Here is a 12741-nt window from a genome sequence, read left to right on the forward strand (position 1 = left end):
CGCAGACCGTCACGGTCGATGAGCAGCCGGCGGTTCCGACCCTCGGCACCTCGCTGGTGGACAGTGCTGATCAGGACCACAACCTGGTGTGGAACGGTGGCACGGTGATCGACACGATCGCGTACACCGGTCTCACCGTCGGCACGCAGTACACGGTGTCGGGTGAGCTCATGCTGCAGGCCGACGGTTCGGGGACGGGCATCACCGGTTCGACGACGTTCACCCCGACGGCATCCGATGGCACGGTCGACGTGACGTTCGTCGTCCCGACGGGCTATTCGGGTGACGCCCTGGTGGCGTTCGAGTACCTCTACGTGGGCGCGACCGCGACCGGCACGGTGATCGCCGAGCACACGGACATCGATGACGCTGCGCAGACCGTCACGGTCGATGAGCAGCCGGCGGTTCCGACCCTCGGCACCTCGCTGGTGGACAGTGCTGATCAGGACCACAACCTGGTGTGGAACGGTGGCACGGTGATCGACACGATCGCGTACACAGGTCTCACGGTCGGCACGCAGTACACGGTGTCGGGTGAGCTCATGCTGCAGGCCGACGGTTCGGGGACGGGCATCACCGGTTCGACGACGTTCACCCCGACCACGGCCGACGGCACCGTCGATGTGACGTTCACGGTTCCCACCGGATTCGCCGGTGACGCACTCGTGGCTTACGAGCACCTCTACGTGGGCGCGACCGCGACCGGCACGGTGATCGCGGAGCACACGGACATCGAGGATGCCGCACAGACCGTCACGGTCGACGAGCAGCCCGTCGTCCGCACGACGCTCGTGGACAGCGCCGACGACGACCACAACCTGGTCTGGAACGGTGGCACGGTCATCGACACGATCGCGTACGAGAACCTGACGCCCGGTACCGCCTACACCGTCACGGGTGAGCTGATGCTGCAGGCTGACGGTTCGGGCACCGGCATCGTCGGGTCGACGACGTTCACGCCGACCACGGCCGACGGCACGGTCGACGTGACGTTCGTGGTGCCGACCGGCTACGCGGGCGACGCTCTGGTGGCGTTCGAGTACCTGTACGTGGGGGCGACCGCAGAGGGCGACATCATCGCCGAGCACACCGACATCGACGATGCCGCGCAGACCGTCACGGTCGACGAGCAGCCGGTGGTGACGGTTCCGTCCATCGGCACGTCTCTCGTGGACGACGCCGATCAGGACCACAACCTGGTCTGGAACGGTGGCACGGTGATCGACACGATCGCATACACCGGCCTGACCGTCGGGACCGAGTACACGGTGTCAGGTGAGCTGATGCTACAGTCCGACGGCACCGGTACGGGCATCACCGGATCGACGACGTTCACGCCCACCACGGCGGACGGCACGGTCGATGTCACGTTCGTGGTGCCGACCGGGTACGCGGGCGACGCTCTGGTGGCGTTCGAGTACCTGTACGAGGGCGCGACCGCCGAGGGTGAGACGGTGGCCGAGCACACGGACATCGACGATGCTGCGCAGACCGTCACGGTCGACGAGCAGCCGGTGGTGACGGTTCCGTCGATCGGCACGTCTCTCGTGGACAGCGCCGACAAGGACCACACCCTGTCATGGAACGGTGGCACGGTCGTCGACACGATCGCGTACCAGAACCTGACGCCCGGCGTCGAGTACACCGTCACCGGTGAGCTCATGCACAAGTCGGATGGTTCCGGAACCGGCATCACCGGGTCGACGACGTTCACGCCGACCGAGCCGAACGGCACGGTCGACGTCGGATTCACGGTTCCTGCGGGTCACGCCGGCGAGATCCTGGTGGCGTTCGAGTACCTCTTCGAGGGATCGGTCGCTGCGGGTGAGACGGTGGCGCAGCACACGGACATCGCGGATGCTGCGCAGACCGTGACCGTCGAGAAGAAGCCGGTCGTTCCGGTCACCTCGGGCGGCACGGGCGGCCTCGCCACCACCGGTGCGATCATCCCGGTCGGTCTGCTCGGACTCGGCGTCCTGACGGCCGTCGCCGGTGCGGTGCTGGTCGCGGTTCGGCGTCGTAAGAACGAGCACGAGCTCAGCTGACGACTGACATGAGAGGGCGGCGGAGCTTCGGCTCCGTCGCCCTCTCTCGTTCACGGGCGGATGCCGTCGGCGCGGCCAGCGCGTCAGACGAGGTCGCGCCAGTCGACCTCTTCATCCTCATCATCGGCGACCGGGGTCACGCCGGTGATCACCGGGAGGCTCATGGTCTCGGTCGGCGGACCCATGATGGTCGCCTCGTCGCGTCGGTGGCGGAGCACCTCGTTGATGTAGCTCGTGAGAACCTCGGCGAGGGGCACCGCTCGGCCCTGGGCCTGGGACAGATACCAGCGATGCTCGAGCACCTGGTGGAACACCTCGGCCGGTTCGAGCTTGGTCCGCAGCTCATAGGGGATCGCGCGCACGACGGGCTCGAACACACGCGTCAGCCACTCGTGCGCGTACATCTCCTCGTCGGCCCATTGCTTCTTCGAGCGGACTCGGAACTCGTCGAGGTCGTTGAGCAGGCGCCGGGCCTGGTTCTCTTCGACGTCGAGTCCGGTGAGACGGATCAGGCGCCGCTGATGGTGACCTGCGTCGACGACCTTGGGCTGGATCTCCACGACCGTGCCGTCGGAGGTCGTCGACATCGACATTTCGTCGATGTCGAACCCGAGCGCGTTGAGTCTCTCGACCCGCTCGGTGATGCGCCACGTCTCGGCGGTCGAGAACGACTCCTGTGCCGTGAGCTCTGCCCACAGCGATCGATACGACGACACGATGCCGTCGGCGATGGCGACGGCATCCACTCCGTGCTCGAGCCGCCCGCCGGCGGCGAGGTCCATGATCTCGCCGGCGATGTTGGTGCGCGCGAGGTCGAGGTCGTAGGCGCGCTGGCCGTCGGTCAGTCCCTCCTCGTGCAGCTCGCCGGTCTCGGCGTCGACGAGGTAGGCGGCGAAGGCTCCCGCGTCCCGGCGGAACAGCGTGTTCGACAGCGAGACGTCGCCCCAGTAGAAGCCGACGTTGTGAAGACGCACCAGCAGGAGGGCGAGGGCATCGACGAGGCGGGTGGCGGTGTCAGGGCGCAGCACACGTGTGAACAGCGCACGATAGGGCATCGAGAATCGCAGGTGCGAGGTCACCAGGGCCGCGGGAAGGGGGTCTCCCGCGGCATCCGTCCGACCGGAGATCACGGCGACGCGGTCGACGCACGGCACCTGCAGGCGGGCGAGGTTGCCGAGCATGTCGTACTCGCGCTGGGCCATCTCGGCGGTGGTCTCCTTGACCGCGACCACCCGGCCTGAGAGGTCCGCGAATCGCACGAGATGGCGGGAGAGGCCCTTCGGGAGCGACACGATGTGCTCGGACGGCCACTGCGCCAGACCGGTCGACCAGGGCAGGCCGAGAAGGCCGGGGTCGACGGAGCTGGCGTTGATGCGGAGGGCGTCCTGCATGGTTCTCCTTGGGGGTGGAGGGGGAAAAGCAACGCGGCGCGGGACGACCAGGAGGTCGACCCGCGCCGCGAGGGCTGTCAGCTCAGGATGCCGAGATGACGGGAGCTGCGTTCAGGCGCTCGCCCGACTCGAGGTCGAAGGCGTGCACGTGGCCGGGGTTGGCGGCCAGCGTGACGGTCTCGCCCGCGTTCGGGTGGCTGCGGCCGTCGACGCGCGCGACGATGTCGGTGCGCTTGCCGTTGATGTCGGTGTGGCCGTACAGGTAACCGTCCGCGCCGAGCTCCTCGACGAGGTCGACCGTGACCGCGAGGCCCTTGCCGTCGGCGGGGCCGACAGTGATGTCCTCAGGGCGGACGCCCACCGTGATCTGCTTGCCGCTGGCGCTCGAGACGGTCGCGCGATCGAGCGGGACGACCTCGGAACCGAACTGCACGCCGCCGTCGGCGAGGTCAGCGGTGAACAGGTTCATGGCGGGGGAGCCGATGAAGCCGGCGACGAACACGTTGTTCGGCTTCTCGTACAGGTCGCGCGGCGAGCCGACCTGCTGCAGCAGGCCGTCCTTCAGCACGGCGATGCGGTCACCCATGGTGAGCGCCTCGGTCTGGTCGTGCGTGACGTAGACGGTGGTGACGCCGAGGCGGCGCTGCAGCGAGGCGATCTGCGTACGGGTCTGCACACGCAGCTTCGCGTCGAGGTTCGACAGCGGCTCGTCCATGAGGAACACCTGGGGCTGACGCACGATGGCGCGACCCATGGCGACACGCTGACGCTGACCACCCGAGAGGGCCTTCGGCTTGCGGGTCAGGTACTGCTCGAGGTCGAGGAGCTTGGCGGCCTCGAGGACGCGGGTGGCGCGCTCCTCCTTGCCGACGCCGGCGATCTTGAGCGCGAAGCCCATGTTCTCGGCGACCGTCATGTGCGGGTAGAGCGCGTAGTTCTGGAAGACCATCGCGATGTCGCGGTCCTTCGGCGGAACATCGGTGACGTCGCGGTCGCCGATGAGGATGCGGCCGGCGTTGACCTCTTCGAGGCCGGCGAGCATGCGCAGGGACGTGGACTTTCCGCAACCGGAGGGGCCGACGAGGACGAGGAATTCGCCGTCTCCCACCTCGAGGTTGAGCTTGTCCACAGCGGGGCGGGTGCCTCCGGGGTACAGGCGGGTGGCGTCATCGAACGTGACAGATGCCATGACATTTCTCCTTCACCGGCAGGTACGTGCCGGACGATCCGTAGTGATAGAGCGGCGGGCGCACCCGCCGTGACCCCTCATCGGGTCGGGATCAGTATGCCAGATGGAGCGGCGTCTGGGTATTTCCCAGACAGGCTGGTTAACATCGAATCCGGCCGCGCTTCGCGGCACGCGTCGCGAGCAGCGGCGCCGGGGACACCCATCCCCACCGAGACCTTCAAGAGGAACGATGTCGAGCGACGAGACGCCGAACGTCCCCACCCCACGCAATTCGCGCGAGGCAGTGCGGGAGAAGGCACAGAAGGTGCACGCCAAGCAGTCCAGGGCGCGCATCATGCGACGGGTCATCGTCGGTGTGGTGGCGGTCGCCGCCGTCGGTGCGATCGGCACCGCCGTGACGCTCGCCGTGTCGGCTCAGGTCACCAAGCCGCAGCTCACGCCGAGCGGCATCGACGGCGACGGCATCCTCATCACCACCGTCGGTGCGACCACGGCCGCCGACGGGCAGCCCGCCACACCCGAACCCGGCGCGCCGGCATCCGGTGAGTCGGCGACGCCTGCTCCCGAAGAGACGTCGACGGCCGAACCGGTCGACATCCACATCTATGTGGACTACCTCTCGCCGGATGCCGGTGTCTTCGAGAAGGCGAACTCGCGCCAGCTGTCCGGGTGGATCACCGAGGGTGCGGCGACCGTCACCTATCACCCGGTCGCCCTGCTCACCGCGAGCTCGAACGGGACCAAGTACTCGCTGCGCGCGGCGGCGGCCGCAGCCTGCGTCGCGACGCACTCGCCCGATCAGTTCTACGCCTTCAACCACGACCTGCTCGATGATCAGCCCGAGGTCAACACCGACGGGCTGAGCGACGAGGAGCTCGCGAACGCGGCTGCGGCGGTCGGCGTCGACGATGTGAAGGGCATCCGCTCGTGCATCGAGGACGAGGACTACACGAGCTGGGTCAAGGAGGCCACGACGCGTGCCCTCGACGGCCCGCTCGCAGGGTCGGAGGATCTCGTGCTGACCTCGTCGCCCATGGTGGTCGTGAACGGCCAGGCCTATGTCGGCGCTCTCGACGACGCGGCCGAGTTCTCGCAGTTCGTGCTGACCGTCGCGAGCGACGCCTACTACGAGTCGACGGCGTCCCCCACGCCGACTCCGACTCCGTCTCCGACGCCATCCCAGTAAGTTCGGAACAGGTCGCGCTCCTCGCTAAGCTGGGAGCGTTCGCCGACTTAGCTCAGCTGGTAGAGCACCTGTCTTGTAAACAGGATGTCACGGGTTCGAGTCCCGTAGTCGGCTCAGTTTCGCCGGGCTGTTCGCCCGATGCTCTACTGCTCCCCGGTGCGGAACCCGGCGGCCTTGTGCGTGCCGTCGCAGAACGGCTTGATGCTCGACAGACCGCACCGGCAGAGCGCCGCAGTCCGGCGCGATCGGGGGATCGGCCGGCCGTCGACGTCGGTCAGCTCGACATCGCCGCGGATGAGGATCGGACCGTCGGGATACGGCGTGACCGTCGCCGGGCGCGGCTTCATGCCGTTTCCGGTGATCGAAGCGACGATCGGCCGGCCGACCAGGCGTCCAGCATGTTCGCTCCCGCCCATCCGTCGACCGCAAGGCAGGCCGCCGCACCGAACATGATGTCCGGCAGCAGGTCCGGCTGATCCTCCGCGAGCGCGCCGGCGAGGTCCCGTCCCGCGATCTGCTCGTGCACGGCATCCGCTTCGACATGCTCGTCGAAGTAGTCGGTGACCGTCGCATCGAAGCCGAGTCGGCGCAGTCCGTCGCCGTAGAAGCGGTTCGGGATGGACGAGGTCATCTCGAACGCGGCCAGGTGACCGACGATCGCTCCGAGCAGCCTGCGATTCAGCCCGAACATCGACATGGTGTTGAGCGAAGCGAGGGTGATCGCCGGAACCTCGTCGACATAGGCGCCGTAGGTTGCGTCGAGCCCCGCCGCCCGCAGACTGGCGGCGAAGATCTCGGCGTGCACGCGATCCGGACGCCCGCCGCCGTACTCGTCGGACTGGATCTCCACGAGCGCGGCCTTCGCCCTCCCGTGCAGACGGGGGATCGCCCAGGAGTGCGGATCCGCTTCGCGCAGCGTGTAGATCGAGCGCTGGATGAGGAACTCGGTCGCCTGCTCGGGTGTGGCCTTCTTCGCCAGGAAGCGCGAGAGGCTCGGCCCGTCGTCTGCGCCGGTGAGCCCGAACAGTGCCCGAGCGACGGCATCCGCCGTGGCAATGGGGATCGCGGGCGCACGAACCGCGGATCGCAGATCGCTCTCGAACCGCCCCTCGAGGATCCGCCTCGTCTCGATCAGCACGGGATCCCATTCGAGATCGGCGTGGAAGTCGGGGATCGATCCGTACGACGACGCGTAGAGGGCGAACAGGGCGACCTGGAGGTCATCGTCCCGGATCGCGTCCGGTGTGCCCTCGGTCAGCTCCTCCGCTCGCGGGTGCAACTCGGTGTGCGACAGACCGCGAAGCCGTCGGATCACTGCATCGCTGACCGGCCCTCGAGCCGTCGGTGCGAGGGCCGTGCGAGTGGGTTCGACGGTGCTCGTCATACGGATCTCCTGTTCCCCCTGTACGGACAGCGTCGAACACGTTCGACCACGCGACGAGGGGGTTGACGACGGCAGCGCTCCGACACTAGAGCGGCATCATCCCCGCACCGATGCCTTCGCTCTGCCGGCGGCCAGCGTGATCGCCCCGATCAGCGCGGCCACGAGAGAGCCCGTGAGCACCCCGATCTTGACGTGCTCGTCGGCGACGGAGGACGCGCCGAACGCGAGTTCTCCGACGAGGAGCGAGACCGTGAAGCCGATGCCCGCGACGAAGGACATCCCGGTGAGCATCCACCAGCGCAGCGATGGATCGAGCCGGAGAGCGGGGATGCGGCTGAGGACGAACGTCGTCACCAGGATGCCGATGGGCTTGCCGATGACGAGGCCGACCACGATCCCGAGGGTGATCGGGTCGGAGAACGCCGAGCGGAGCCCGTCGAGCCCACCGATCTCGACCCCCGCCGAGAAGAACGCGAAGATGGGGACCGCGAACACTGTCGCGACGACGCCCCATCGGTCGGCCCAGTGCGGAGCCAATCCCTCCCAGACAGGACCGTCCGCATCCGCTCCGACCTGAACGCGAGCGCGATCGGTGGGCAGCACGGGCACCACGAAGCCGAGGAGAACTCCGGCGACCGTGGCGTGCACCCCGGATGCGTGGATGAGGACCCACGTGGTCAGCGCGAGCGGCAACAGGATCCACCACGTGCGGATGCCCTTCTGCGCCGCAAGAGCGAATCCGGCGAGCGGGAGCAGCGCAAGGGTGAGCCAGGGGAGGCTGATCGCGTCGGTGTAGACGGTGGCGATGATCGTGATCGCGATCAGATCGTCGACGATGGCCAGAGTGAGCAGGAACACGCGCAGCGCGGGTGGTAGAGCCCGTCCGACGACGGCGATCACGGCGACAGCGAAGGCGATGTCGGTCGCCGTGGGGATCGCCCACCCCCTCGACGCCTCTGCGTCTCCGGCCGTCAGGAGCAGGAAGATCGCGGCGGGCACGACGACTCCTCCGACGGCCGCCGCGATCGGGAGGGCGGCGGCTCGTGGATCGCGGAGTCGCCCCGCGACGAACTCCTCTTTCAGCTCGAGACCGACGACGAAGAAGAAGATCGCGAGCAGCCCGTCGGCAGCCCAGGCGCCGACACTCAGCTCGAGATGCAGCTCAGGAATGCCGAACGTGAGGTCCCGCACGGTCGAGTACCAGCCGGAGGCGGGACTGTTGGCCAGGATCAGGGCGATGGCGGTCGCCGCGAGGAGCAGCGCTCCGGCGGTGATGTCGCTGCGGACGGTGGAGCGGATGCCGCGCCACAGCTCATGGGGAGCGACACGGAGACGGGACGATGAAGACACAGCAGAACCTCGAGGGTGAGAGCGACATGGACACGCGAACGCACCTCCGCCCACAGCGGGTCGGCGGTGCGTCAGATGCGTGGCGGCGGGCAGCCCGCTATCTCGCCGTGCGACAGAGTGCCCCACACGCTCGTCCACCCGTTCGTCCCCGGGTGCATGACGACCTTTTCCGAGGCGACCATCGAGGTCGCCGATACCAGCCGACGCGGAGCGCGCGCCGCTCCACCGATCGGAAGGAAGGTCATGCTTTCAGGCTACAGGGGCGCCCTGGGAGAAGAGCGCTCAGCGCTTCGGCTCGGCGACCTCGGGAACCTCGTCGATCAGGCAGATGCCGCCCGTGGACCCGGCATCCTTCATCAGCTCTTCGATCCATCGCGCGTTGAGCGGAGGCGGTTCGGGTTCGTCGAACGAGAATCGTAGCGGGATCGACGGATGGATCCAGATGGTCGACTTCGAGCCGAGCCCCTCGTCCGGATGGTTCCAGGAGAGCGTGAAGCTCTCCTGCCGACGCAGCTTCGTCGCGATGACGATCTTCAGATGGGCGAGTGCGCGATCCTCGATGAAGATCGGCTGCCCTGAATTCCCGTACTGCAGCTCGGCCATGTGCGCCACACTACTGCGGGACGGTCCTGCGTGCGACGCCTTCGACGTCGTCTAGCGGTTCGCGAGTCGGAGCCGCGCGAACAGATCCTCGATGATCAGTCGGGAATCGAGTGCCGTGCACACCTGATGTCCTTCGACGCTCTCCAGACGGGTCGCGGCGTGGGGCAGCGCGGTGAACGCGAGGGGGACGCTGTCGCCGAGCGGCCACACCGGGTCGACGGGAAAACCCTCGGGCAACGGAAGCTGTTCGTACCGCTCCCACAGCCAGCGCCCCACCGGCCCTGATGAGACGAGACGGTCTTCGAGCTCCGCCACCGAGATCGCTGGCAACCGGTAGGTCTCCGCCGGGAAGCGGATCAGTTCCAGTCCGTCTGCGGCGAGCGCGAACCGCGCGGCGTCGGCATCCGTGTCCTGGTTGTACTCGAAAGCGCCGTCCTCGATCGTTCCGCCGACCCACAGCAGACGGATGCGCTCGGCGATACCGGGATCCACTCGCAGGGCATCGGCGACGTTCGTGAGCGGACCGCCGCAGACGACCGTGAGGCGGCCGTCGTCGTGAGAACGGGCGGCATCGACGATGAGGCGGGCGGCGGCCGTCTCACGGCTGTCGTCGGCGAACGGTGTGTCGGCTCCGGCTGCGACGGGCGCGCTCCGCTCGATCCGCTCGAGCAGGGCGCGGGCCAGTTCCGCTCCTCGCTCGGCCGTCCCCTCCGGCGGCCCGAACACGGGGTTCAGCGTCGAGCTCGTGACAGCGATCACCGCATCCGACGGCGACAGCAGATGATGCGCGAGAGCGACCAGCCCGTCGGGATCGCCCGCCCAGTCGTTGTCGACGAGGACGGGGCGGGTGGCGATGGACAGGGCCATGGTGATGCTCCTCGGTGATGGTCAGGATCGGCGATGGTCAGGATCGGTGATGGTCAGGCTCGGTGGTACTCAGGCGGACGCGTCGAAGCTCGCCGCAGTGGCGGCGGCCGCACCCGGAGTGAAGCGGCAGGTGAACCGGTGAGTCCCGGAGCCCACGGTCAGGGCCTCGGAACCGTCGGGCAGGGCGATCTCGGCGGTGGTGGACGGCGGCACGATAACCTCGAGCGTGAAGTCGCCGTCGATGAGGGTCCAGGAGACGGAGGCGAGTCCGTACGGGGTGTCGTGGCTCGCGCGCGCCCAGGTGAGCTCCGGCGTCGGCAGGGGAGCGACGCGGATGCGGCGGTATCCGGCCTCCGCAGGGGCCAACCCCGCGACCCGACGATGCAGGAAGTCCGCGACCGCTCCGAACGCGTAGTGGTTGAACGAGGTCATGTCCCCGGGGTTGATCGAGCCGTCGGGGAGCATCGAGTTCCACCGCTCCCAGATGGTGGTCGCCCCCATCGTCACCGCATAGAGCCACGAGGGCACCTCGCGCTGCAGCAGCAGCTTCCAGGCCGTCGCGGCTTCGCCGGAGTCCGCCAGCGCGTCGAGGACGTGGGGCGTGCCGAGGAAGCCGGAGCCGATGCGGAACCCGTCGGCGGCTACCTGCGCCGCGAGCAGCGAACCGGCGTGGGCCGCCTGCTCGGGCAGGAGCAGACCGAACCGGATGCCGAGGGCGTACGCGGTCTGCGAGGGGAAGGCCGCACGACCCGACGGTGTGACGTACTCGTCGCGGTACCGCGCGGCGGCGCGGTCGAAGAGAGCACCGTAGTGCGCAGCGGCATCCGTCTCGTCGAGCACCGACGCCGCATCGCGGAGGATCCGAGCCGACTGGGCGAGGTACGCGGTGGCCACCGCCTGCCAGGGCAGGCGCGCGGCCCAGGGCTGGTCATCGGGTGCGGCGGAGTCGAGCCAGTCGCCGAACGAGAAGCCGCCGCTGGAGAAGTCGATGCGGTCTCCGGCACGTCGGGCGAGCGCGTCGACCCAACCGGTCATCGAGGTCCACTGACGGCGGAGGATCCCGGTGTCGCCGTAGCGCTCGTAGATCGTCCACGGCACGACCGTCGCGGCGTCGCCCCATCCGGCTTCGGCGCCGAGCGGCGGCAGGTTCGGGTCGACATCGGCCCAGGGGATGTACACGGGGACGTTGCCGTCGTCGGTCTGATCGGCGGCGAGGTCGGACAGCCAGCCGGAGAGCATCCCCGCGGTGTCGTACAGATGGGCGGACGTCGGGGCGAACGCCATGAGATCGCCGGTCCACCCCAGACGCTCGTCGCGCTGAGGGCAGTCCGTCGGCACATCGAGGAAGTTGCCGCGCATGCCCCACACCACGTTCTCGTGCAAACGGTTGAGCAGCGGGTCCGAGCAGGAGAACTCGCCGATCCGTCGCATGTCGGTGTGCAGGACGACGGCCTCGAACGCGGTGGGATCGACCTCGCCGGGCCAGCCGTCGACCTCGGCGTAGCGGAAACCGTGGAACGTGAACGACGGTTCCCATACCAGGGCGTCGCCGTCGAGGACGATCTCGTCGGTCGCGCGCGCGGCTCGGAGCGGCCGGGTGCCGAGTTCGCCGTGCTCGAGCACCTCGGCATGGCGGATGGTCACCGTTCCGGTTCCCTCGGGGATCGCGACACGGAGGCGTCCGACGAGGTTCTGCCCGAAGTCGAGGATCGTCTCGCCCGAGGGTGACGTGATGAGCTCGACCGGCCGCAGTGCCTCGGTCGCCCGCACGGCGGGGCCGTCGGGTGCGACGAGGGTCGAGGTGTCGAGAGCGACGAGAGCGACGGCATCCCACCGCGAATCGTCGAAGCCCGGTTCAGCCCATCCATCGACGATCCGGCTCGCGTCGAACGTCTCGCCCATGTACAGGTCGGCCCGGGTCACCGGGCCCAGGCTCGATCGCCATGTCTCGTCGGTACCGACCACGGTGAGCGTGCCGTCGGTGTGCTCGACCTCGAGCTGTACGAGAGCGGCGGTGCGATCGCCGTACACATCACGGAGGCCGGCGAAGCCGAGGTACCCGCGGTACCAGCCGTCCGCGAGGTGCACACCGATCGCGTTGCGGCCGCTGCGCACCTGTTCCGTGACATCCCAGGTGCGGTACCGCAGGCGGGAGGCATAGCTCGTCCACCCGGGGTGCAGCACGTCGTCTCCGACGGGAGCACCGTTGACGTGCAGGGTCATCACTCCGTGCGCGGTCGCACGGATGCGGGCTCGGACGATGTCGCCGGGGAGCTCGACCTCGCCACGGAGCAGGGCCGCGGGCTCGCCGCCCTCACCCGTTGCGGGTAGCACCGGACTCACGAGGCTCGCGGCCCACAGCGACGGCTCGAGGAGACCGGCCTCGACGTCGATGGCCTCGCTCCACGTGGACTCCGCGCCGTCATCGCCACGGACGCGGACGCGCACACTCCGCCGATCGCGGCTCGCGAGGGGAGCGCCGGGCCACTCCACCAGGATCTGTGCGGTCGACTCCACCCAGCCACCCGGGGCGCCGTCGATCGACACCTCGTACGCCACCTGGCTCCAGCCCTCGAGCTCGGTGTCGACCACCCAGGAGAGCCGCGGTCGGCTCTCGCCGATGCCGAGGGGTTCGCGGTGGTGCTCGACACGGGGGCGACGGACGGTGAGGGGCATGGTTCTCCTGAGAACGTGTGGCCGCGGCGCGGCGTGCGGCACCGCGCGGG

Annotated in this window: 11 protein-coding genes and 1 tRNA gene; 3 read left to right on the forward strand and 9 right to left on the reverse strand. The window is 68.6% G+C overall.

Going from position 1 to position 12741, the window contains the following annotated elements; genetic code table 11:
- Positions 1–2045: VaFE repeat-containing surface-anchored protein (locus tag ACI3KS_RS02625; RefSeq protein ID WP_404914910.1), on the forward strand; the 2045-nt coding region annotated here is incomplete at its 5' end.
- Positions 2046–2128: 83 nt separating this feature from the next.
- Here ACI3KS_RS02625 and ACI3KS_RS02630 read toward each other — a convergent pair.
- A complete protein-coding gene (locus ACI3KS_RS02630; protein WP_404914912.1) occupies positions 2129–3436 on the reverse strand; it encodes a DUF4032 domain-containing protein in 1308 nt (435 codons plus the stop codon).
- Positions 3437–3518: 82 nt separating this feature from the next.
- Positions 3519–4625, reverse strand: a complete 1107-nt coding sequence (locus tag ACI3KS_RS02635) for an ABC transporter ATP-binding protein (protein WP_404914914.1) — start codon at positions 4623–4625, stop codon at positions 3519–3521.
- 229 nt (positions 4626–4854) lie between these two features.
- Between ACI3KS_RS02635 and ACI3KS_RS02640 the strand changes: the two genes are divergently transcribed.
- Together ACI3KS_RS02640 and ACI3KS_RS02645 are read left to right on the forward strand one after the other, a co-directional pair.
- Positions 4855–5811, forward strand: a complete 957-nt coding sequence (locus tag ACI3KS_RS02640) for a DsbA family protein (RefSeq protein WP_404914916.1) — start codon at positions 4855–4857, stop codon at positions 5809–5811.
- Positions 5812–5852: 41 nt separating this feature from the next.
- Positions 5853–5925 (forward strand) — tRNA-Thr (locus tag ACI3KS_RS02645).
- A 29-nt stretch (positions 5926–5954) separates the two neighbouring features.
- On the opposite strand, the gene ACI3KS_RS02650 is transcribed toward ACI3KS_RS02645, so the two are convergent.
- The 7 genes from ACI3KS_RS02650 to ACI3KS_RS02680 form a co-directional block, all read right to left on the reverse strand.
- Positions 5955–6158 carry a CDGSH iron-sulfur domain-containing protein gene (locus ACI3KS_RS02650; RefSeq protein WP_404914918.1) on the reverse strand — a complete coding sequence of 68 codons (204 nt, stop codon included), beginning with the start codon at positions 6156–6158 and terminating at the stop codon, positions 5955–5957.
- Positions 6155–7195, reverse strand: a complete 1041-nt coding sequence (locus tag ACI3KS_RS02655; RefSeq protein ID WP_404914920.1) for an iron-containing redox enzyme family protein — start codon at positions 7193–7195, stop codon at positions 6155–6157. Before ACI3KS_RS02655 ends, ACI3KS_RS02650 begins: the two co-directional genes overlap by 4 nt.
- Positions 7196–7291: 96 nt before the next feature.
- On the reverse strand, positions 7292–8545 hold the full coding sequence (gene nhaA, locus ACI3KS_RS02660; RefSeq protein WP_404914922.1) for a Na+/H+ antiporter NhaA: 1254 nt from the start codon (positions 8543–8545) through the stop codon (positions 7292–7294).
- A gap of 71 nt (positions 8546–8616) precedes the next feature.
- Complete coding sequence (locus ACI3KS_RS02665; RefSeq protein ID WP_404914924.1) at positions 8617–8790, reverse strand: hypothetical protein; 174 nt, start codon at positions 8788–8790, stop codon at positions 8617–8619.
- A 37-nt stretch (positions 8791–8827) separates the two neighbouring features.
- On the reverse strand, positions 8828–9148 hold the full coding sequence (locus ACI3KS_RS02670; protein ID WP_404914926.1) for a hypothetical protein: 321 nt from the start codon (positions 9146–9148) through the stop codon (positions 8828–8830).
- A gap of 51 nt (positions 9149–9199) precedes the next feature.
- Complete coding sequence (locus tag ACI3KS_RS02675) at positions 9200–10015, reverse strand: nucleoside hydrolase (protein WP_404914928.1); 816 nt, start codon at positions 10013–10015, stop codon at positions 9200–9202.
- 69 nt (positions 10016–10084) lie between these two features.
- Positions 10085–12691, reverse strand: coding sequence for a family 78 glycoside hydrolase catalytic domain (locus tag ACI3KS_RS02680; RefSeq protein ID WP_404914930.1), 2607 nt, complete (start codon positions 12689–12691; stop codon positions 10085–10087).
- Positions 12692–12741 lie beyond the last annotated feature (50 nt).

It is taken from the genome of Microbacterium sp. ZW T5_45 (assembly GCF_044987415.1).
Taxonomy (GTDB): Bacteria; Actinomycetota; Actinomycetes; order Actinomycetales; family Microbacteriaceae; genus Microbacterium.

Excerpts from the sequence above, each read along its gene's own strand:
- ACI3KS_RS02665 (WP_404914924.1), bottom strand. The coding sequence starts at position 8,790 with ATGACCTTCCTTCCGATCGGTGGAGCGGCGCGCGCTCCGCGTCGGCTG.
- ACI3KS_RS02675 (WP_404914928.1), bottom strand. The coding sequence starts at position 10,015 with ATGGCCCTGTCCATCGCCACCCGCCCCGTCCTCGTCGACAACGACTGG.
- ACI3KS_RS02650 (WP_404914918.1), bottom strand. The coding sequence starts at position 6,158 with ATGAAGCCGCGCCCGGCGACGGTCACGCCGTATCCCGACGGTCCGATC.
- ACI3KS_RS02670 (WP_404914926.1), bottom strand. The coding sequence starts at position 9,148 with ATGGCCGAGCTGCAGTACGGGAATTCAGGGCAGCCGATCTTCATCGAG.
- ACI3KS_RS02630 (WP_404914912.1), bottom strand. The coding sequence starts at position 3,436 with ATGCAGGACGCCCTCCGCATCAACGCCAGCTCCGTCGACCCCGGCCTT.
- ACI3KS_RS02635 (WP_404914914.1), bottom strand. The coding sequence starts at position 4,625 with ATGGCATCTGTCACGTTCGATGACGCCACCCGCCTGTACCCCGGAGGC.
- ACI3KS_RS02640 (WP_404914916.1), top strand. The coding sequence starts at position 4,855 with ATGTCGAGCGACGAGACGCCGAACGTCCCCACCCCACGCAATTCGCGC.
- ACI3KS_RS02680 (WP_404914930.1), bottom strand. The coding sequence starts at position 12,691 with ATGCCCCTCACCGTCCGTCGCCCCCGTGTCGAGCACCACCGCGAACCC.
- ACI3KS_RS02655 (WP_404914920.1), bottom strand. The coding sequence starts at position 7,195 with ATGACGAGCACCGTCGAACCCACTCGCACGGCCCTCGCACCGACGGCT.